The following is a 20888-nucleotide window of genomic DNA, read 5'->3' on the forward strand; positions in this document are numbered from 1 at the left end:
TGAAAAAATGTTTAAATTAACAGGTCGTAAAGCTTTTATAACAGGAGCAACAGGAGGAATTGGTGAAGCAGTTGCGCGTTGTTTCCATGCGCAAGGGGCAGTTGTTGGACTCCATGGAACACGTGAAGACAAGCTGAAAGAAATTGCTACAGATCTAGGAAAAAATGTTTTTGTGTTTCCCGCTAATCTTTCTGACCGTGAATCCATTAAGCAACTAGCTGAAGTAGCGGAAAGAGAAATGGATGGTGTCGATATCTTGATTAACAATGCTGGAATCACTCGAGATAGTCTTTTTGTTCGTATGCAGGATCAAGATTGGGATGATGTCTTAGCAGTCAACCTAACAGCTGCTTTTACTTTGACACGTGAATTGATACATTCGATGATGCGCCGTCGCTACGGACGGGTTATTAACATAACATCTATTGTTGGTGTTGTCGGAAATCCTGGACAAACGAATTATTGTGCTGCAAAAGCTGGTTTGATAGGTTTTTCTAAAGCATTAGCGCAAGAGATTGCTTCACGAAATATCACTGTCAATTGTATTGCTCCAGGATTCATTAAGTCTGCAATGACCGACAAACTTAACGAAAAGCAAAAAGAAGCTATTATGACTATGATTCCAATGAAACGTATGGGAATAGGAGAAGAAATAGCTTTTGCTACTGTTTATTTAGCAAGCGATGAAGCAGCATATGTGACGGGGCAAACACTTCATATTAATGGTGGGATGGCAATGATCTGAGTATTTGCTTTATTACACATTGATTTGTCAGTTGTATTATTTTAGATAGTGACGATTAAAATAGAAAAATCCATCTGTTTCTTTGAACAGGGTAGTTGATCAATTGATGTCGGAACGTCAGATTGATTCATTTTATAGGGGATATCCACAGGATGTTTTAAATTTCTACTAAAATCTTTAGGGTAAAGCATCTATTGCTTAATTAGACGATCTGATATAGCTAACCAAATTGTAGGAAAATAATATAAATTTGAGGATTTCAACATGAGTGATACAGTAGAGCGCGTTAAGAAAATTATCGTAGAGCATCTTGGGGTTAATGCAGATAAGGTAGTAGAAGATGCGAGCTTTATCGATGATCTAGGAGCAGATAGCCTTGATACGGTTGAGCTCGTTATGGCTTTTGAAGAAGAATTTGGTGTAGAAATTCCAGATGAAGCTGCTGAAACGATTTTCACAGTGGGCGATGCAGTAAAGTTTATTGATAAAGCTTCTGCATAATTCCTAAAAGGCAAAGGTGTAAAGTTAGAATGCTTTTGCCTATGTTCTTTGGGTGGCTATTTTGAGAAGGGAGCTTTGAGGGGTGAATCTCAATTCAGGGTTACAAAGTTATGAGGCGTGTTGTTGTTACTGGTTTAGGATTGGTATCTCCATTAGCTGGTGATGTCGAGTATAGTTGGAAACGACTTCTTGAAGGAAAAAGTGGTGTTCGGCGCATTACTGAATTTGATGTGTCCGACTTATCGTGCCAGATTGCTGCGCGTGTCCCTGTGGGGGATGGGACAAATGGTACATATAATGCTGATTTGCATATGGAATTCAAGGAGCAGCGTAAGGTTGATACATTTATTGTTTATGCAATGGCAGCTGCTGACCAAGCACTTGCAGATGCTGAGTGGTTTCCCAAGAGTGATGAAGACCAGGTTTGCACAGGTGTGTTAATTGGTTCGGGTATTGGTGGCATTGAAGGGATTGTTGAGGCCGGTTATACGCTTCGTAATAAAGGTCCACGGCGTATTTCTCCTTTTTTTATTCCAGGACGTTTGATTAATCTTGCTTCTGGCTATGTGTCTATTAAATATGGTTTGCGCGGTCCTAATCATGCGGTTGTAACGGCGTGTTCAACAGGTGCGCATGCCATTGGTGATGCAGCACGTTTGATTGCGTTAGGTGATGCAGATGTGATGCTAGCAGGTGGTACTGAATCCCCGATAAATCGAATATCTCTTGCTGGTTTTTCTGCTTGTCGGGCTCTTTCTACTTGTCGTAATGATGATCCTGAACGAGCATCACGTCCTTATGACGCTGATCGTGATGGTTTTGTGATGGGGGAGGGAGCAGGGATTGTTGTTTTAGAAGAGCTTGAACATGCAAAAAAGCGGGGTGCTCGTATTTATGCTGAGATTATTGGCTATGGTCTATCTGGTGACGCTTACCACATTACAGCACCTTCGGAGAGCGGTGAAGGTGCGCAGCGTAGTATGATGGCTGCTCTTAAGCGTGCACAAGTGAATGTGAGCGAACTTGATTACATTAACGCCCACGGTACATCGACGATGGCTGATGTTATAGAATTGGCGGCTGTAGAGCGTGTTTTGGGCCATTATGCACCACAAGTATCTATGTCATCAACAAAGTCATCTGTAGGGCATTTACTTGGAGCAGCTGGTGCAGCTGAGGCTATTTTTTGTGTTTTAGCTATACGAGACAATATAGCTCCAGCAACACTTAATCTTGACAATCCATCAATTGAAACGAAAATTGACCTTGTTCCACATAAACCACGCGAGCGAAAAATTGATACGGTTCTTTCCAATTCTTTTGGGTTTGGTGGAACAAATGCATCTTTAGTGATGCGGCGCTTTTCAGAATAATAAATATTTTTATTTGTTTTTGCATTTTATATTTTATTATAAAATTATTTAAAAATATAAGTAAGATATTATAGTTATAAGTACCTAAAAATTGTTGAGGTTGATAATTGTGCCTGACGTGAACAATCAAAAACCGTTTAAGGACGTAAATGCTTCCTCTTCAAATCATATAATGGATAATGAGTGTCTGTTAGCGCATAAGAAACGAAAGAAGTCGTCTATCATTCGTAATCCGTTAGTTATTCTCGGTCATTTTTTTTTGATGCTTATTGTGGTTTTTATTTTGGCCATAAGTATTCCTCTTTATATTGGAAAAAGTATTTTTGAAGGAAAGGGGATGATGGAAGAAGAACAAGTTGTCTTTATCTATCCTGGCACAGGAATTCGTGAAATTGCTTCACTTCTTGAAAAACATGATCTCATTCGATCATCTGATGTTTTTGTTTATGGGGTGGGTTACCACCAAAAAACAGCACATCTTAAGGCTGGTGAATATTTAATTCCAGCATATGCTTCTATGCGAGATATTATGGATATCTTAGTGAAAGGAAAATCTATTGAGTACACATTTACAGTGCCAGAAGGTTTGACGGTTCAACAAGTTTTCGATCGGTTAGCTGCTAATGAAATTTTAGTTGGAGATCTTCCAAAAGTTTTGCCTCCAGAGGGCAGTTTGATGACAGATACTGTTCGTTTTATTCGCGGAACAACGCGTAAAGAAATTATAAACAGACTGCGTGAAGGACAGACAAAATTAATTCATGCTATATGGGCTACGCGCTCACCTGATTTACCAATTAAATCCATTGACGAATTTGTTATATTGGCATCAATTGTTGAGAAAGAAACAGGAATTGCAGCAGAGAGACCGAAGGTTGCCGCGGTATTTTATAACCGTCTTGCAAAACATATGCGTCTTCAATCTGATCCAACGGTAATTTATGGTCTCTTTGGCGGAAAAGGACTACCATCCGGTCGTGCAATTTACCGTTCAGATCTTGAGAAGGAAACACCATATAATACGTATAAAATTAATGGTTTGCCACCAACAGCTATTGCGAATCCAGGTCGGGATTCTTTGAAAGCAGTGGCGCGTTCACCAAGCAGTGATGTGCTCTATTTTGTAGCTGATGGTTTTGGAGGGCATGTTTTTTCTAGAACTTTGGAGGAACATAATAAGAATGTTCGCAAATGGCGTGCATTAAAAGCAACACATTGATTTTGGGAGACTATAGAAAGCATGTTATTGAAGTTTGAAGGAAAGTTAAAAAATAGAACGATATGATGACCTTCTTTGAGAATGAATTGAGTATTAAAAAAAGAAATCAACGCCGCGGTTTTTTATTTATTCTCTCTTCGCCTTCAGGAGCTGGTAAATCAACTCTTTCTCGGTTACTTTTGAAAGATGGAAAATTAGAACTCTCCATAAGCATGACAACACGGAAAAGGCGTCCAAGTGAAGTGGATGGCCTTCATTATCATTTTATTTCAAAGAAAGAATTTAAACGCAAGCGCGATGATGATGAGTTCATTGAATGGGCAGAAGTTCATGGAAATTATTATGGCACTTTACGTGAGAGCGTTGAAAACGTGTTGAGTACTGGTAGAGACATGTTATTTGATATTGATTATCAAGGTACAAAACAGCTTCAAAAAAAGATGCCAGGGGATACTGTCTCTGTTTTTATCCTTCCACCATCAATGAAAGAACTCATTTCACGTTTGCATTGTCGAGCAGAAGATAGCCAAGATATCATCAATTTACGATTGAAAAATGCACTAACGGAAATGCAGCAATGGCGTTCTTATGATTATGTAGTCATTAATGAAGATTTAAATCAATCCATGTCGCTTATTAAATCAATTTATTTAGCCGAAACAGTAAAACGCGAGCGATGCTTCTTTCTTGAATCTTTTATTAATGGGCTTATTGCTGAAAAGATTGATTAATATTCTTATTGTTTTGCAAAAAAATAAAGTTACGCTTTTTAGATAACCAAATTAGCTAAAGTCACAAATTCGGAAATTGTAAGCGTCTCCGCACGGCGTGTTTCATCGATTCCAGCTTTTTCTAAAAGTACTTCACCTCCGAGTGTTTTGAGATTTTGGCGAAGCATTTTTCGTCTTTGTCCAAAAGCGGTTTTTGTTATAAAGCTTAATTTTTGTGCGGAGCAGGTGAGAGGTTGTGTTCGCGGAATAATATGAACAACAGAAGAAGTTATTTTGGGTGCTGGTATGAAGGCTTGAGGAGGTACATCAAAAGCAATTTTAGCAACGGTACGCCATCCGGTTAAGACACTCAGACGTCCATAATGGACGGATTGAGGTTTTGCAGTAATGCGTTGTGCAACTTCACGTTGAAACATCAATGTCATTGATTCATAAAAAGGAGGCCATGGCTCAGTAAACAGCCAATTTAACAAGAGTTGTGTTCCAATATTATAGGGAAGATTTGCAATAATGCGCGGTTTTTCTGGAGATTTTTCAAAGAGTTTTGAAAAATCTTGCTTTAGTGCATCATTACAAATAATTTTCAGTTTCTGCGGATAATACTTTTCTATCTCTAAGAGAGCTGGTATACAACGCTCATCACGCTCTATTGCTGTTACAATGGCGCCTTTTGCAAGTAATGCCCGTGTTAAACCTCCAGGACCTGGGCCTACTTCAATAACAGGTTTTCCTTCTATATTTCCTGCTTGATGGGCAATTTTAGACGTTAGATTAAGATCAAAAAGAAAATTTTGGCCCAAAGATTTATGAGCTTGCAATCCATATGTGTCAATGATCTCACGAAGAGGAGGAAGGTTATCTATTGGCATGGTATAGAACTATTTTCCGCCAGTTGATTTGCAAGTTTAAGAGCAGCAATAAAGCTTTCAGGAGAGGCAATCCCTTTAGCAGCAATATCAAAAGCAGTTCCATGATCTGGAGAAGTACGAATAAAAGGGAGCCCTAAAGTGATATTGACAGTGGTATCAAAGTCCAATGTCTTAACAGGGATAAGGGCTTGATCATGATACATACAAAGGGCAACATCATATGTTTTTCGCGCGCACTCATGGAACAATGTATCGGCAGGCAAGGGACCTACAATATTAAGTCCTTTATTTTTAAGAATTTCAATAGCAGGAATGATAATTTCAATATCTTCTTTTCCTATTGCTCCTTCTTCTCCAGCATGAGGATTAAGTCCAGCAACAGCTAGACGAGGTGAAATTATTTTAAATCGCGTTCTTAAGTCTTTTTCAGTAATGAGTGCTGTTTGGATGATTAAATGGTGGGTAAGATGTGAGGGAACTTTATTGAATGGAATATGAACAGTAATAGGAACGGTCTTTAATCGAGGACCAGATAACATCATAACCGGATGATAACATTTATCGGAAGCTTGATAAGCTAAATCGGCTAAAAACTCTGTATGACCGGGAAATTCAAATCCAGCATCATAAAGGCTTTTTTTTGCAATAGGGCAAGTAACGAGTGCACAGGCATGACCACTTTGAATCAACTGAACGCCGCATTTGATCGCTTCAATTATTCCAGCAGCATTTTCATGTGAAGGTAATCCTAGTTGATCACTTTGCCGGTTTTTTAAAGGTATTACAGGAAGAGCTTCTTGGAAGTTTTTTACAGGATTATCTGCTAAAACAGCCTCTACTTTGACGTCAATCTGTAAGAAATGCGCACGTGCACGAATAACATCTGGGTCAGCAATAAGAACAAAAGGTGGAATTTGACGTGTGGCACGCAAATTCCACGCTTTTAGTGCTATTTCAGGACCAATTCCGGCAGGATCACCACCACTAACAACAAGTACATCCATTATGAACTTTTAATACGCGCCACCTGCCGCAATTCTTTTAAATATTTTTCACTCAAGATTTCAAGTTTTTGCGGGCTTTTTTTCTTATTATCTTGAAGGGAAAAGATGAGTTGGGCAACATAATCATCAGAAACTCTTTTTATTTTGCAGACAGCAATTGCTTCAATTCCATTAGCTGTTTCTTGCAATTGTGTCATTTTTCCAGCAGGCGTTATACGAATAGCTTGTTCCCATTCTCTGGGAAGCTGGGGTTCCAGAAATCTTCCTAAGTTTCGAACAGTAACATCTAAAAAACCCTTTGCTTGCTCTGAAGTGTTAGCACATCCCCGGAAATGTGCGCGGAAATTATTCGCTTCTCTTTGACGTCTTTCAAAGATTTGTGAACGGCGATGCGCAGGAATGACAAAAATAATGCGCTGTAATGTATATTCATTTGTTGAAGGTTTGATACCACCATTTTTTAATATTCTGCGTACAGCTTCTTGTTCGCTGATCATACCTGTTTCAGCTTGATAACGCGCATTAACAAGGCGCCCCCACCCTAATTGTCCACGGATGTAATCCTTAAAGTGTTGCACGGTGATATCATTGTGTATCAGAATCTGGTTGAGTTGATCAATGGTCATATTATTTTGTGTTGCAAAGTTCTCAAAAGCACTCTCAACCTCATTATCGCTTACCTCAATATTACGGCGCTTTATTTCGATATTCTTGAGGACTTCATTGATAAGTTCATTTCTAGCTTGTTCAGAGAGATTTCCTTGCTTTTGTTGTAATTTGAGAAAAGCGACGCGCCTTTGAATATCGTAATTTGTGATAGGTCTGCCATTAACTGTAACAACAATGACAGTTTGCGCAAAGGTTGATGGAATCTCACTAACTAGCAGGTTGCTTACGCTCAAAGGTACGATACAAAATAAAGTAAGAATATGCTTTTTCAATTTGTTCATATGATTAGGCTTTCGCATTGTTTATCAATTCTCACCGATGATTTAAAATATACACTTTTTTTCATAAAAACAATGATAAGTTACATTACCTATACATTCTCTTTGATAAATCTTATTTTATTTTTTTTCGATATCTGCAATTGTACGCAATGAAAGAGAGAAATTGAAATTTTGCAAAGGTGTTTTTTCTCCTAGATTAGCTACTTGCTGATAACCAAATGTTAATCCAAAACATTCATCTGTATAACTTAAGCTGATTCCTCGTTTTACGAATGTACCGGATATTAAATCATAACCAGCATTGCTGTTAATGGACCAAGAGTTAGCCAATTTAATACCAGTTTGAAAAGAAATTTCTTGACGCTCTTGTGGATATTCATAGTCAGGTTGGCTTGCAATATAGGCATACTGTACAGCAGCCTCAAAATTTTTCCATTTCTGTGATGCTTCAATTTCACTACGGCGAATTGCTCCCGTTTTTTTATCAAAACGTCCACGAGCTTCCAACGAAAAACCATTCTTATGATTCGCACCAAACATTGCAACATAGTCTGAACGTGTTGTTTCAAGGCTAGAATGAATGCCTACATTAACAAAGTCCTTTTCTGCAAAAGAATTTTTTCCTGCAAGATGAAAGGATTGCCCAATAACACCATAAAGAGACCAATCATTGTTAAAGTTTCCAGAATACCTTAGTCCTATATTAGCTCTTGTTCCACCTTCTACACGGTCATAACCAGAGAACTTATCACGTTGAAAGAGAGTAGTTGCATCAAATACAAAACTTTGCGCATCTTCATTGGGGATTTGTCCAATATATTGTTCATTATTGCGTATAAAAATTTGTGCGGTTGGTTCTATAATATGCTTAGAGCTATCAAATGTAATGAGGAATGGATAGCGTAATTCTAAACCAGCAGTTGCCATGCCGCGCAGTGTTGAGCCACGGAGTATTGATAAGGAGTCATTTGTTATATGAGCATTCTCATTTTCGTGCGTATTTGTTGTCATGATATCAGCACGTAAAGAAAGAAGAGGAGTTAATATGAGGCTACCGTGTATGTTGAAGCGTTTTTTCCACTCTAGTTCGTTTGTTAAACGAAAACTATTTCCTGCGATACCAGAAAGCTTGGCAATGTTAAGCGGATGGCCGTTCCAGTCGCTAACGCTAAAGTCAGTATGACGACGATAAATTGATTGCATATTACTATGAAAAGTGAGCAGTCCAGCATAAATTGACTCATCTGGTGTGAAAGAATAATTGATTTGAGGGAGAACCCACGCTTGTCGAGAGTGGCGTTCATGAATAGGGTCATTCAAGATCAAATCTTGAATCTTAAAATGGTAAAAACGCATGTCAAAGTAGTTTTTACCTGCAAGACCATTCAGATAAAGCTGAGAAAGCTGTGTAAGGTCCTTGTAATTCTTAAGTTTATAAGCACGACTGAAATGTCGATCAGACTGTGCGAGAATATTCCATCCATAAGTCCAGCGTGAATTAATACGAAAATCACCCTTTGTTGCTAGCATATACCGGTTTTTATGCTGTGCATCAATAGTATCATTGTCAAAGTTTTGTGGTTGCATTTGGTATATATGAGCGAGGTGAATGTTATAATTGCCCGTTTTAAAACGTTGACGCCATTCACCCTCGGTTAAAAGACCTTGTTGGCTATAGACTGTAAAGGAAAGCGTGAAATCATAATGGGGAGCAAGATTCCAGAAATAAGAATTTTTTATGCCCATACCCAGATAATCGTTATAAAAAAAATGAGGTACGAGGAAACCACTAGCACGCCGTATCGTTGGGTCATAGAGCTCAAAAATTGGAAGCTGTGCAATTGGTACACCAAAAACTTCAAAACGACTATTTTCAAATCGAATTTTTTTTGTAACGCTATTCCATATAATCTTTCTTGCTTTAATCTTCCAAAGGACATCTCTATCTGGTTTATAAGAGCAAGGTTCACAGGCTGTGTAGGTGGCATTATCAAAAATTGTTATCTGGCTATTAATGCGTGTAGCACTTGTCGCTGCAAAATGGATATTGGTGGCTGTGTCGATGCGTAAAGCATTTACGAAGCCTTCGCCAAAATCTTTGGTCATATCAATCTGATTTGAATAAATTTTATTACCGTCTTTTTGAACAATTTCCACATCTCCTTGTGCTATAATACGTCCTGTCTTTTGATTATAGGTAACTTTTTGGGCGATAACTTTATTGCCATCATATTCGATTTGCACATTGCCTTGTGCAGAAACAGTATTTTCATCACGATTGTAGATGAGTTCATCTGCAGAGAGAAAGAGAGGACTTACGGGTTTTTGGCTGTGATTTTGAGCGAGAAAAGTAGGACTTTTGGCGTTTGTAGAACAGGATAAAAATATACTTAAGATACAGCCCATAATACTTTTAAAGGCAAGTACACGTACTTGTATTAAAATCACTTTTTTACTTATTAATGCTTTCACTTAGCCGTCCTCTTTATGGAGTAAAAAAGAGATTCCTAAAAATAATGCAATGAAAACTGGTGTCCAAGCTGCAATAATTGGTGGAATATATCCGGCATTACCAAAAGCTTGAACCAGTATGGAAATGACATAAAGCGAGAACCCAGCGGTTACGCCACCAAGAATTAATGTTTTAGATTGTCCAAAACGCGTAAAGTTTAAAGATACAGTTGCTGCAATCAGAGTCATTGCTATAAGCAATGCTGGTAATGCAATCAAAGATTGTAAATACATATCAAAATTATTGGCAGAATAGCCAAATGAGCGTGCAATCATGATTTTTGTTGGCAATTGGTAAAATGGGATAGTTGCGGGACTCGCTAAATATTCAGTTAAAAATTCAGGCTTTAGATTGGTTTTTATCTGAAATTCAGAAAACTTTTCAGGAGAATGCCCTATTTTATAAATTGTTCCATCTGTTAACAGCCAAGCCCCGTTTATTAATGTTGCTTTTCTGCTGTTAATCCAATTTTTGATTGTTGCATTATCGTTGTATTGAACAAATGTTGCATCGATAAGAGAAAGTCCTTGATCAGTGATAGATTTAGCACCAATGGTTGTTCTACCTGAATTTGTATGTTGTGTTAACCATAGGATGCGTGTATTATGAAGAGATGTAAGCACATTATTACTCTTACTGCGCCACTCTGTCATCATTCTTTCTGCTTGGGAAAATCCCCATGCTGCAAGAGGGTTAACGAGAAGAATTGAAAATAATCCAAAAAGAAAAGCTCCAAAACAAGCAGGCATGAGAAACTGCCACGCAGAAACACCGATTGAACGAGTTACAACAAGCTCAGATTTTCGATTAAGTGAGATCAGCATTGCCATTGCAGAAAAGAGTGCAATAAAGGGGATGAGTTGTTGCATGATAAAAGGGATGCGTAAAACGGAGATAAGGAATGCATCTTTTGCCGTATAACGAGGCAGAGAGGATAATCGACCAGAATTTTCTGTAAAGTCAATTAAAAGAGCGAGCACAAAAAAACCTCCCAAAAAATAACAGGTCATTTTGAGATAACGTATAAAGAAATATCGCCCAAGCGTCCATCCAATCATGATATCTCGTCCGAGGGAGATTGAGGTTTTCGATGTTCAAATTTACTGATTATTTTTTGAAAAACAATTTGAATAACCTCGTTAAATTTTGTAGGGATGCTAATTGTACGATCTGTTAAGAGCATGAAAAAAACGAGCATACCCATTCCTATTGGTACAATATAAAGGAGAGGAATGTATGCAAGATCACTCTTTGCTTTTTCGGCAGCAAAATATCCCATCCAATAAACTAGAAAAGAAAAGGCAATCGCGGAGAAATTTGCAGAATTACCCACTTGTCGATATGAGCGTGTATCTCCTGCTGCTGCTAATGCAATGAGTGAAAAAACGATAGGATAGAGCCATTCTGTAAGTCTGCGGTGAAATTCAGCTTTATATTGGAGTGGTTTACGCTGATAGTAGGGATCCTTCGGGTTAGGGTTTTGCAAATAAGAAAGAGGCCTATCTTTTGGATAAAGAGTGGGTGTTTTATCGTTGGGGATGAATTCACCCAGGCTAAAAGTATACGAGCTGAATTGAACGATTGAAACGCTGTCATTTTGATGATTGATTCTTTCTATTTCACCGTTATTGAGGATTAAAAAATGGCCGCTTTTATTACTAACAACTGATGCTTTTGTTGCATAATAAAAAAGGTCAATTTTAGGATCACGCTGGTCGGCAATAAAAAGACGTCCGAGGGTCCCATTGGGATTCCGTTGGCCAATTTCTATGTAAAGGTTATTAGCGAGTTTTTGGAAGCTGCCTTCACTAATGAAAAGATTAATAAGATCATAATGAGTATTTGCTAGCATTTGTCGCATATTAAGACGTGCTTGAGGAACGACAAAATTGGCTATAAAAAAGGATGCAGAGGATGCAATAAGAGCTAGAAGAAGAATTGGTTTCCAAACAGTGCTTTTGGGAAAACCAGAGGCACTGATGATAGCAAGTTCTGAGTCTTGATTCATTGCTGAAAGGGTGCTTGTAATTGCAATCACTAAGGCAAATGGAATAACAAGAAAAATAACAGAAGGAACCAATGAGAGTGAAAATTGCAAGACTGTTAGAATCGTTTGTCTACTTGTTGTAAGAAAGTTTATTCGTGCAAGAATTTGCACTGTCCAACTGATACCAATTGCTGCAATCATGACAGCACTGAATAGGATAAGAATGCGTTTCAGGATGTATAACTCAATGATACGCATAGATTGGATAACATCCTTAAAATTGAATTAGAGAGTAGATACTCTATACGAACCAGGTTGAAAAAGATAACCAGAATTTGTAAAACGCCTCTTTAATCTTGCACATTTTTATCAACATAAAGTATAAAGTAGCTAGTTAATTTCAACACATTCTGCCATACATTATATTCCAGTTTCAATTCTATTCTACAGAGAAGCTAAAAAATGGACTAAAATAGAACTTTTATTAACTTAAAAAATGACGATTTATCTTTTTTCTTTTTCTATTTTTAATACACAGCAGAAAAAATCTTTATATACAAATGCAAAAAAGGAATCTTTTATCTCAAAAAATTTTCTTTTGTATGAGGGATAGAGGAGTTTCTTCAAAAAGATATTGGCTTTTTCATAAAGAATGATAAGGGCGAAGAAGGTGGATATTCTTTTCTATCATTTGACGCAGTCAACGTTGGAAGATATTTTGCCAACACTTGTGGAACGTGCATTAGAACGTTTTGGTAGGGTAACAATACAATGTGTGAATAAAGAACGACGTGATGCTATAGATACACGTTTATGGGTTTATGCTGATGAAGCATTTATTGGACATGGAACTGAGTGTGATCAATATCCAAATTTTCAGCCTGTATTTCTTACTACAGGGCAGGGGAATCCGAATGATTCAAAGATACGTTTTCTCATAGAAGGAGCAATTTGTTCGGATATTGACGCTTATCAAAGACTTGTAGTGCTATTTAATGGTCAAAGTGATGAGCAGTTGGATCTTGTTCGTGCACAGTGGAAAAAATATAAAATGGAAAATCATAATTTGACTTATTGGCAGCAGACTGAAAATTGCTGTTGGAAAAAACAGGTTTGATGCGTATAACATCTATTATTTTGATTTTTATAGGACTGATAGGAATAATCAAGCAGGCAATTTTTATTGCAGAAGGAGGAGAAGGACGTTGCGATTTTTATTGTGATTTTTCTTCTGGAAGCAATAAAAATGTGGTCTATGATTGCTAATCATTGTCTTTCTGACAAAGTATTCAAACGGGGTGATGATGATCATTGATCGGATTTTGCTTATTTTATGGGCTGTAATGTTAGCTTTTTTTTGCGTTTCATGCTTGGGAACAACACATATCTTATCACAGATAGTTTCTGTTGCTTATATTGACAATATAGTGGATATTTTGTTCTTTTTTTTAAGTGCACTGTTTGCGGGAACATTGTGGTGGAATGTTCCTCAACCAATGCCTTTAAAAATGAAACTGGCAGCATTTCTGCCGCCAGTATTCATTTTTTTTCTCTTCATTGTGTTCTAGTTTGATATTTCCTCCTCCGTAAACCCAACAAAGCAAAGTAGTGAAATAAAAGAGGCAAGAAGTAAATAATAGCCGATATAAGAGGTATCAAAATGCTGCACCAGATATTCCGCAATATAAGGTGCAAGAGATGCACCTACGATGCCGGCTAAGTTGAAGGTTATAGAAGAACCAGTATATCGAATTGCTGTTGGGTATGGTGAAGCTAAAACAGCACCAAGAGGACTATACACCATTCCCATGATTGACAAGCCAATGGTAGACATTGCAAGCACTCCTATGACTCCAGAGCTTAAGAAATAAGGAATTGCGAAAGAATAGATACCAGTGATTATTGTAATGCAAATCATTAAAGTTCTGCGTTTAATACGATCAGCGAGTTTTCCAGTTAGGACAGTGAAAATTCCGCAGAAGATAGCACCAATGACTTCTACTTGGAGAGCCTGATAAAATGACAATTGCAAATGGTTTGTTGAATAACTTAACAGATACGCGGTGACCAAATAAAATAGAACGAATGTTGCCATACCAGCAAATGTCCCAAGAAATAAGATTCGTGGGCATTTTAAAAAGACATCTATTATAGGGACTTGAACACGCTCTTTGCGTTCAAGAGTTTTTTTGAATTCAACTGTTTCGTTGATTGAAAAACGAACCCATAATCCCACAAGCATTAGAAAAACTGAAGCAATAAAAGGAATGCGCCATCCCCATGCTAAAAGTTCGTCATGATCAAGGAAATGTAATAGACCTAAATAAACGACGATAGACAAGAACAAACCAATTGGAACGCCTAATTGAGGAAACATTGCATACCATCCACGCTTTTCTGGAGGAGAATTTTCTGTTGCAAGCAGAACGGCTCCACCCCATTCGCCTCCCAACCCCATTCCTTGTCCAATACGGCACAGGGTTAAGAAAAAGGGGGCAAACCATCCAGCTGTTTCATAAGTAGGAAGGAAACCAATAATGACTGTTGATAGTCCCATCGTCAGAAGAGCGGCAATAAGGGTTGCTTTTCGTCCGATTTTATCTCCAAAATGTCCAAAGACTATTGATCCAAGGGGGCGTGCAAAAAAGGCTGCTCCAAAGATTAGGAAAGATTGCAAAATGGCAATTTGATCATTTTGCGTTGGAAAAAACACATGAGGAAATATAAGAGCTGCGGCAGTTGCAAAGACATAAAAATCAAAGAATTCAATTGTTGGGCCAATGAGGCTTGCAAACAAAATGCGATAAGGAGAGTTTTGTTTGCTTATACCTTTTATTTCTGAGTTTATAGACATGAACAAAATGTCCCTTTCAGTATATGACAAATCAAATTATAAAACTAAAAGCTTATAATTATAAAAATTTAAAACTAGTGTCGAGTCGGTATTATTATGATTCCAGTTTATGAGAACAATGCAATAAGCATAGATGACTATACTGTATATGCGTCTGAATTGAAGATACAAAAACACCGTTTAAAAGAGAGGAATATCTTACTATAGACGATGCAATCTCTTTAGCCTTTCATTACTGTTTTCTTTAAAATACACTCCTATTTTTATCTGTTTAGGGATCAATCTTATTTTTGGTAAGCCAGTTTTTAGTATCTCAAGAGCATTTAAAAAAGTTTATATTGCTGCACTTTAAACAATTTTCGAGTGTATAATGCACATTTATTTTGGGGATTCAGAACTTAGTACACTGAATGCTGTCTGTAAGGTGGTTTGCCATCTTAAAAAAACAAGGGCGTGAGGAGACGCGTCATGACGTTTTTCTCTGTGCACTTTTTTCTCAATATGTAGTTATTTGAAATCATAGAGTCTGTAGAATGCAACGCAAATTGAATCTGAGTTTTTTGACGTTGTTGATGACCATTAGTTTTCTTATCAAAACTACAAATGCAGAGATAGTAGTTGCATCAGGAGACAGATCACAAAGGGCAGTAAGTATAAGCGAACAGCCAAGAGAAATGGATTAAGAATATCATCAATAGGAGCCTTATAATTTAAGGAGGATAAAGTTAGATTGTCAGAAATGGAGAAACTTCAAAGGGTACTCTTATCAATAAATATGGATTGCAGAGTGTTGAGTATGGAGGACAAATGAAGGATGTTAAAGTTCATGGTTGCAAACAGATTGTTTTAGGAGAGGGGAGCTATGCTTATAACTCTAAAATCCAAAGTAAAGGTAAAACATTAGGACAACAGAATGTGTATGATAATGGGGCAGCTTTTTTCGCAGATGTTATGAGCGGAGAAGAACAAAATTTTAGTGCATGGTTTGAAGATATTGGTTGATTGGCAGTGGCTACTAAGGTTTTTGTAGCAGGGGTGCAGAATGTTTTTGCTGGTGATAAAGCTAATACCGTACTTAGAAGGAGCTCTTCAAATGATGGACGCATGGAAACTCTGACGATTAATAGCGGGGCCAATTCATTGGTTTATTTTGGTGCAATATTGGAAGGAAAAGCAAAGGTTAATGGCTCTGGAAAACTCCATTTTGATGCTGGAGATAATGATCATCAGACTATGGTATAAAATATTGATTTAAATGGATAAAATGCCAGATTATACTTTATTTCTGATGAATTTGATGACAAAATCTTACATTCAGAAGTTAAGCGGTATAGGGAAAATTGTTTTTACTTCTGCGGGGGATGATTTGTATTACTCTTGGCTGTATATTGATGATTTTTCGAGTAGTATGCATTTCAATTTTAATGTCAGCTTTGCAGAAGAAAAAGGTGATTGTCTCTTTATTAAGTATGGCAGTGGTTCTCACACAGTAAGTGTTGTAGATTTTGGAATTGAAATTACAGATCATTCTTCAACAGATCTTGATTTAATTGTTGATCAAAGTGGGGTACGCGTTTCACTTTGTACAATTTGTCTGGTGCAAAAGTAAAATCTGTTGATTCTGGAACTTATTTGTATGGTTTAAAACAGAAAAATGGTGATGATAAAAATGAAAAAATTTAGTATTTATCTGTGGTATAGATAGTGTCCGGCATAGAGGCAGATTTTTCCGCTACTTAAATCAACCGATTTCTGTTCTTTCAACAAGTCTAGCTTCAGAAGAAAAGACAGCTGAAATTCCATGTCAAAGAGGAAGGTGCCAAAATTTACGTCAAAAACCTTTCGCTTCTGTTCATCCATTTACATCATCTCCGGAAAAGTACGCTGTTGGAGATTACATGAAAATAATATACACCAAAATTTAGATCAGATGCCATCGGGTTTTGATTCCTCGACCGTTTCAGTTTCTAAAAATCAGTTTTTTGAGATTTCACATCGGAATCATCCTCACCAGGATATAACTGAAGATTTGCAGATTTCTTCATCTACCTCATTTTTAGAAAGCCCAGTTTCTGATAGGTTACGCCCAACAGGCCATTATCATCCTTTTGATGAACAACAGCAGTCTGTAGTTTCTACGGATGATCAATCTTTAGCAGACCAGATGATTGTGCGTCCCAGTCAGCAGGATAGGCCTTCACTACAATCAAGTCAGAAGTTACCAGTTTTTAATTTTTTGACTACCCCTTCTACAGATGCAGTATTGTCTATGTCCGTAACTCCAGCACTGGTTTTTCACAGTGAGATGCAAACTGTACGTGCGGGAAGAAGAATTGTAGACAGAAGTAAACAACACGCGTCTTTTTGGACATATGCAATAAAGAGCAAAGAAAACATCGTTGTAGATCATAGAGACTTCAAGCTTGATCAGACGGGTATAGTTCTAGGTATCAGTGGTGTAAGTGAGCTGATGGATGGAGAGTTTTATATCGGTAGTTTTGGCAGTTATGATCAAGCACGTGTTGCACATGCACGAGGTGGTGTTAGCAATCTAAACATTTATAGTATTGGAGCGTATGCAACTTATTTTGATCATAATGGATGGTATCTAGATGGTGTTTTAAAATACAATCAGTATCAGAATAATCTGAAGGCTGTTTCAACGAATGGTATAGCCATTGAAGGAAATTATGGTCAATGGGGGGTGGGTACGTCATTTGAAGCGGGTTATCGTTATAAGACAACGAAGAGTGGTTGGATGCAACCATATGCACAATTCAGCTGGTTGCAGGTTAAAGGTAAAGAGATCAAGCTCTCGAATGAGATGATGGGTGATATAAATCGATTTACATCATTACGCAGTGAGTTTGGCTTATCTGCGGGATATGAATTCTGTTTAGGAGAAGATGTGTTCTCTATGGCTTACATTACGGCAGCATGGTTGCGTGAGAATAGAGATAACAATCATACGACGATTAATAAGTTGCATCAATTTGTTACAGATTTGTCTGGGAATTTTGGTAAATTGGGGATTGGTTTGAGCAGTTTAGTAAGTGAGAAATTCAAGCTTTATGCGGAAGCGCAGTATGTTAAAGGGGACAAAATGAAGCAGTCCTTTCAAGGTATTTTAGGGGTACGCTATAGTTTTTAAGGATGTAGGTTGGTTTCGTTTCCTGATCTGTTTTGAAAGTGTCATTTTTAAAAACGAAGTATTCAATGTATGGTTAAGGAACAGTTTTTGAGAGAATGTTGATACACTTTTTATAACAAACTGTGCGCTTCAAAGTATATTGTTTTTTGTATTTTTCTCTTTTTCTTTGATAAAAAAGCTTAGGGAAAAATGAGAAAAGAGCAATGAAGGAACTCCTTTATGCTTTCAGTCAAAAAAAAATCGAAAGAATACTAAGGGCATTTTTTTAGAGAAATAAAGAGGATGTTGAAGAGGATTATTATAATTTTAGATTGAAAATAGGTTTTGCAGAGCTAATTACGTTTCATATCTGTCCAGATATGAAGGGGAGGGTGTGATTATGCGATATAAGTGGAAACGGAGTTATTGGGTACTCATTGTGAGCAGCTGTTTTGTGCAAGCAGTTTTTGCGGGGGAGGGGGGGAGATGGCTTTTTTGTCTGCCTTCAAGCTATAGTGAAAATGAGAAAACATTCCATACTCGGTATAATGAGGATGTAAGAACAGTGAATTGCATACTTGAAGCATCTAACATGAACGTTCTTTTAGGAATGAACGAGGGGAAAGATACTTTGGAAAGGCTTAGTGGCTTCACCATGAAGAACAGCCCTGAAATATTGGTTAGAAAAATACGGGGACTTGAGAGCAAGAATGATGGTAATGCTGTACAGAATATACAAAAAACAAATATTACGCCACTTAAAAAGCTTGAACTCATTTTTGTTAAAGATGGGGCACGTCTGGAAAATTTTGTACTCGATCATAATGGGAAAGCCTACATTTCAAATGATGGTGAGATAGATAATCCAGGACAATCCATCAATAACACGGTGAGGAATGGTGCAGAGCTTTATGTTTATGCGGGAGGTTTCAGTAAGAATAGCAAAATTGAACATGGTGGGACTGAAAATGTTCAGGCTTTAAAAGGAAAACAAGGTTTTTCAAAAAATGCTATCGTTAAAGAAGACGGACAGCAAAGTGTTGGGAATGGAGGAAAAGTGGAAGGGACCAAAATTTATGGTGGAGAGCAGTTTGTTTTCGGAGAAGGGGATGTTGGAGGACAGATTAAAGGGAGTAGTGCTTCTAGTACTATTATTTATGGTCAAGGGGAAACATTAGGACAACAAAAGATATACGATGGAGGGATAACTTGGAATACAAAAGTTATGCGTGGAGGTGTGCAAGAGATTTCAAAAAAGACTCAAAGCGTAAAAAATGGTGGCTCTGCTTTTGATACACAAGTCTTTAGTGGTGGTAAACAGCGTATTTTAGAAGGGGGTAAAGCTATTGGAGTTACTTTAAATGAGACCTCTATTCAGGAAGTATATGCTGATGGATTTGTAAAAAATCTAACAATTAATGATAAAGCAAAATCATTGGTGTATGCTGGGAGTACATTGGAAGGAAAAACACTGGTAAGTCATTCTGGACAACTTCATCTTTATGCTGGAAAAGAGCAACATCGTACTACTGTAGAAGAGATTATTTTAAATGGAAAAGAGACAAAACTGTATTCTATCACCGATGAGTTTGATGGCAAAAGCTCTTTCATTCAGAAATTAAGTGGTGAGGGGAGTGTTATTTTTGCATTTACCGGCTCGGATCCCTATTATTCTCAGCTTCATGTTAATAATCTTTCAGGAAGTTTACATTTCGAGTTTAATACAACTCTTGCACAAAGTCGTGGTGATTATCTCTTCGTTGAGAAAGGCAAAGGTAATCACGCATTAAGTGTTGCTGATTCTGGGGTTGAAATCACTGATCCTTTTTCAAATAAGCGTGATTTAATTACAGATCGAAGTGGTGAAGCCTATTTTACTTTGATAGATCTCTCTGGTGAAAAAATTCATGCTATCGATGGTGGAACCTATATGTATGATTTGAAACAGAGAAAGGACGAAAATGGAAAAGTTTGGTTTTTATCTGCGGATCGCATCACTGGACCAGAATTTTCACTTACTGATCCGATAGATTCGTTAACTCCTGGTGGTCCGTCAACGACTCCTTCAGTCGATGCTGTACTCTCTACAGTGGTAGCTCCTGGACTTATTTTTATTAATGAGTTGGAAATTGTGCGTACTGGCAGAGGAGTTCTAGACAAAAATAAGAAAGATATAGACTTATGGGCTTATGCGATTAAGAGCAGAGAACGCGTTGCTACAGGCCATATGCATTTTAAGCTTGAGCAGACAGGTATAGTGGTTGGTGCTGATCAGTTGAGCGAATTAATGCATGGAGAGTTGTATGTTGGTGGTTTTGGCAGTTATGATCAAGGACGCGTTGCTCATGCACGAGGCGGTGACAGCAATCTCAACACTTATAGTATTGGAGCTTATGCGACTTATTTTGATCATCGCGGATGGTATCTAGATGGCGTTTTAAAATATAATTATTACCGTGATAATTTAAAAGCTCTTTCAACGAATGGTTTAGTCGTTCAAAGCAATTATAATCAGTGGGCAATAGGTGGAACATTTGAAATGGGTTATCGTTTTGAGCCAGCGCAGAACACTTGGATGCAGCCTTATGTCAAATTAACAGGTTTGCAAGTTGAAAGTAAAAAAATCACACTTTCCAATAAAATGGCGGCTGATATAAGTCCATTGACTTCATTGCATAGTGAAGTTGGATTAACTGCAGGGCATGAATTTATCGTAGAGGAAACTTCATTAACGGCCTACATTACAGCAGCGTGGTTGCGTGAGAATATAAATAATAATCATGCGACAATTAATAACCGGCATAAACTTGTCACCGACTTATCAGGAAATGCTGGTAAATTGGGAATAGGTTTGAATAGTTTCATTAACGATAAATTAACGCTTTATGCAGAAGCGAATTATCTTAAAGGACATAAGATTAAGCAAGCACTTCAAGGCATTTTGGGGTTACGCTATAGTTTTTAAGTTTATACGTTATTTTCTGATTAACTTTAGAAATCTAATTATTTTTTA

The 20888-nt window shown here is 37.5% G+C and carries 19 protein-coding genes and 1 pseudogene; 13 read left to right on the plus strand and 7 right to left on the minus strand.

Annotation, left to right across the window (positions count from 1 at the left end):
- Window positions 1-7 precede the first annotated feature (7 nt).
- The 5 genes from fabG to gmk all read left to right on the plus strand — a co-directional run bounded on the left by fabG (window position 8) and on the right by gmk (window position 4569).
- Entirely contained in the window at window positions 8-745 is a 738-nt protein-coding gene (fabG, locus tag O9A_RS03685) for a 3-oxoacyl-[acyl-carrier-protein] reductase (protein ID WP_034458906.1), read from the plus strand.
- 264 nt (window positions 746-1009) lie between these two features.
- Window positions 1010-1246 carry an acyl carrier protein gene (locus O9A_RS03690; RefSeq protein ID WP_011180466.1) on the plus strand — a complete coding sequence of 79 codons (237 nt, stop codon included), beginning with the start codon at window positions 1010-1012 and terminating at the stop codon, window positions 1244-1246.
- A 110-nt stretch (window positions 1247-1356) separates the two neighbouring features.
- Window positions 1357-2619 carry a beta-ketoacyl-ACP synthase II gene (gene fabF, locus O9A_RS03695; protein WP_034458909.1) on the plus strand — a complete coding sequence of 421 codons (1263 nt, stop codon included), beginning with the start codon at window positions 1357-1359 and terminating at the stop codon, window positions 2617-2619.
- A 109-nt stretch (window positions 2620-2728) separates the two neighbouring features.
- Window positions 2729-3838 (plus strand): endolytic transglycosylase MltG, encoded by a 1110-nt coding sequence (gene mltG, locus O9A_RS03700; protein WP_034458911.1) that lies wholly within the window; start codon window positions 2729-2731, stop codon window positions 3836-3838.
- Between the two features lie 62 nt (window positions 3839-3900).
- Window positions 3901-4569: a guanylate kinase gene (gene gmk / locus O9A_RS03705; protein ID WP_034458913.1), complete on the plus strand. Its 669-nt coding sequence runs from the start codon at window positions 3901-3903 to the stop codon at window positions 4567-4569.
- Window positions 4570-4607: 38 nt separating this feature from the next.
- Here gmk and rsmA read toward each other — a convergent pair whose 3' ends face one another.
- The 6 genes from rsmA to lptF form a co-directional block, all read right to left on the minus strand.
- The gene (gene rsmA, locus O9A_RS03710) at window positions 4608-5438 is read right to left on the minus strand and encodes a 16S rRNA (adenine(1518)-N(6)/adenine(1519)-N(6))-dimethyltransferase RsmA (protein WP_034458915.1); all 831 of its coding nucleotides are present in this window, start codon (window positions 5436-5438) and stop codon (window positions 4608-4610) included.
- Window positions 5429-6442, minus strand: coding sequence for a 4-hydroxythreonine-4-phosphate dehydrogenase PdxA (pdxA, locus tag O9A_RS03715; protein ID WP_034458917.1), 1014 nt, complete (start codon window positions 6440-6442; stop codon window positions 5429-5431). Before pdxA ends, rsmA begins: the two co-directional genes overlap by 10 nt.
- Entirely contained in the window at window positions 6442-7392 is a 951-nt protein-coding gene (locus tag O9A_RS03720; RefSeq protein WP_034460184.1) for a SurA N-terminal domain-containing protein, read from the minus strand. The genes pdxA and O9A_RS03720 overlap by 1 nt, the downstream gene beginning before the upstream one ends.
- Window positions 7393-7509: 117 nt before the next feature.
- Window positions 7510-9864, minus strand: coding sequence for an LPS-assembly protein LptD (locus tag O9A_RS03725; protein WP_034458919.1), 2355 nt, complete (start codon window positions 9862-9864; stop codon window positions 7510-7512).
- Entirely contained in the window at window positions 9865-10962 is a 1098-nt protein-coding gene (gene lptG / locus O9A_RS03730; protein ID WP_034458921.1) for an LPS export ABC transporter permease LptG, read from the minus strand.
- Entirely contained in the window at window positions 10959-12149 is a 1191-nt protein-coding gene (gene lptF / locus O9A_RS03735) for an LPS export ABC transporter permease LptF (protein WP_034458923.1), read from the minus strand. Before lptF ends, lptG begins: the two co-directional genes overlap by 4 nt.
- A 412-nt stretch (window positions 12150-12561) precedes the next feature.
- Between lptF and O9A_RS03740 the strand changes: the two genes are divergently transcribed.
- From O9A_RS03740 to O9A_RS08300, 3 genes are read left to right on the plus strand one after another with little or no spacing between them, the layout of a single operon-like run.
- A complete protein-coding gene (locus tag O9A_RS03740; protein WP_034458925.1) occupies window positions 12562-13008 on the plus strand; it encodes a DNA polymerase III subunit chi in 447 nt (148 codons plus the stop codon).
- Window positions 13005-13157 carry a hypothetical protein gene (locus tag O9A_RS03745; protein ID WP_245262495.1) on the plus strand — a complete coding sequence of 51 codons (153 nt, stop codon included), beginning with the start codon at window positions 13005-13007 and terminating at the stop codon, window positions 13155-13157. Before O9A_RS03740 ends, O9A_RS03745 begins: the two co-directional genes overlap by 4 nt.
- A 38-nt stretch (window positions 13158-13195) precedes the next feature.
- Window positions 13196-13459, plus strand: a complete 264-nt coding sequence (locus tag O9A_RS08300) for a hypothetical protein (RefSeq protein WP_034458927.1) — start codon at window positions 13196-13198, stop codon at window positions 13457-13459.
- On the opposite strand, the gene O9A_RS03755 is transcribed toward O9A_RS08300, so the two are convergent.
- Window positions 13456-14745: an MFS transporter gene (locus O9A_RS03755; RefSeq protein ID WP_034458929.1), complete on the minus strand. Its 1290-nt coding sequence runs from the start codon at window positions 14743-14745 to the stop codon at window positions 13456-13458. The two genes, O9A_RS08300 and O9A_RS03755, sit on opposite strands and share 4 nt — an antisense overlap.
- A gap of 807 nt (window positions 14746-15552) precedes the next feature.
- Here O9A_RS03755 and O9A_RS07420 point away from each other — a divergent pair.
- The 5 genes and pseudogenes from O9A_RS07420 (at window position 15553) to bafA (ending at window position 20840) form a co-directional block, all read left to right on the plus strand.
- Complete coding sequence (locus O9A_RS07420) at window positions 15553-15747, plus strand: hypothetical protein (RefSeq protein WP_051665573.1); 195 nt, start codon at window positions 15553-15555, stop codon at window positions 15745-15747.
- 6 nt (window positions 15748-15753) lie between these two features.
- Window positions 15754-15987, plus strand: a complete 234-nt coding sequence (locus O9A_RS07425) for a hypothetical protein (protein WP_154656367.1) — start codon at window positions 15754-15756, stop codon at window positions 15985-15987.
- A gap of 55 nt (window positions 15988-16042) precedes the next feature.
- The gene (locus O9A_RS07430; protein ID WP_154656368.1) at window positions 16043-16354 is read left to right on the plus strand and encodes a hypothetical protein; all 312 of its coding nucleotides are present in this window, start codon (window positions 16043-16045) and stop codon (window positions 16352-16354) included.
- A 501-nt stretch (window positions 16355-16855) separates the two neighbouring features.
- Window positions 16856-17896, plus strand: a pseudogene (locus O9A_RS03765) (autotransporter outer membrane beta-barrel domain-containing protein); the annotation flags it as partial.
- Window positions 17897-18275: 379 nt separating this feature from the next.
- Window positions 18276-20840 (plus strand): BafA family autotransporter, encoded by a 2565-nt coding sequence (gene bafA / locus O9A_RS03770; protein ID WP_034458931.1) that lies wholly within the window; start codon window positions 18276-18278, stop codon window positions 20838-20840.
- Window positions 20841-20888 lie beyond the last annotated feature (48 nt).

The sequence above is a fragment of the Bartonella koehlerae C-29 genome, assembly GCF_000706625.1.
GTDB classification, from domain to species: Bacteria; Pseudomonadota; Alphaproteobacteria; order Rhizobiales; family Rhizobiaceae; genus Bartonella; species Bartonella koehlerae.

Excerpts from the sequence above, each read along its gene's own strand:
- O9A_RS03720 (WP_034460184.1), bottom strand. The coding sequence starts at position 7,392 with ATGAACAAATTGAAAAAGCATATTCTTACTTTATTTTGTATCGTACCT.
- fabF (WP_034458909.1), top strand. The coding sequence starts at position 1,357 with ATGAGGCGTGTTGTTGTTACTGGTTTAGGATTGGTATCTCCATTAGCT.
- fabG (WP_034458906.1), top strand. The coding sequence starts at position 8 with ATGTTTAAATTAACAGGTCGTAAAGCTTTTATAACAGGAGCAACAGGA.
- rsmA (WP_034458915.1), bottom strand. The coding sequence starts at position 5,438 with ATGCCAATAGATAACCTTCCTCCTCTTCGTGAGATCATTGACACATAT.
- O9A_RS03690 (WP_011180466.1), top strand. The coding sequence starts at position 1,010 with ATGAGTGATACAGTAGAGCGCGTTAAGAAAATTATCGTAGAGCATCTT.
- lptG (WP_034458921.1), bottom strand. The coding sequence starts at position 10,962 with ATGATTGGATGGACGCTTGGGCGATATTTCTTTATACGTTATCTCAAA.
- O9A_RS03755 (WP_034458929.1), bottom strand. The coding sequence starts at position 14,745 with ATGTCTATAAACTCAGAAATAAAAGGTATAAGCAAACAAAACTCTCCT.
- O9A_RS07420 (WP_051665573.1), top strand. The coding sequence starts at position 15,553 with ATGAAGGATGTTAAAGTTCATGGTTGCAAACAGATTGTTTTAGGAGAG.
- O9A_RS08300 (WP_034458927.1), top strand. The coding sequence starts at position 13,196 with ATGATCATTGATCGGATTTTGCTTATTTTATGGGCTGTAATGTTAGCT.
- O9A_RS07430 (WP_154656368.1), top strand. The coding sequence starts at position 16,043 with ATGACAAAATCTTACATTCAGAAGTTAAGCGGTATAGGGAAAATTGTT.
- lptF (WP_034458923.1), bottom strand. The coding sequence starts at position 12,149 with ATGCGTATCATTGAGTTATACATCCTGAAACGCATTCTTATCCTATTC.
- pdxA (WP_034458917.1), bottom strand. The coding sequence starts at position 6,442 with ATGGATGTACTTGTTGTTAGTGGTGGTGATCCTGCCGGAATTGGTCCT.
- gmk (WP_034458913.1), top strand. The coding sequence starts at position 3,901 with ATGATGACCTTCTTTGAGAATGAATTGAGTATTAAAAAAAGAAATCAA.
- bafA (WP_034458931.1), top strand. The coding sequence starts at position 18,276 with ATGCGATATAAGTGGAAACGGAGTTATTGGGTACTCATTGTGAGCAGC.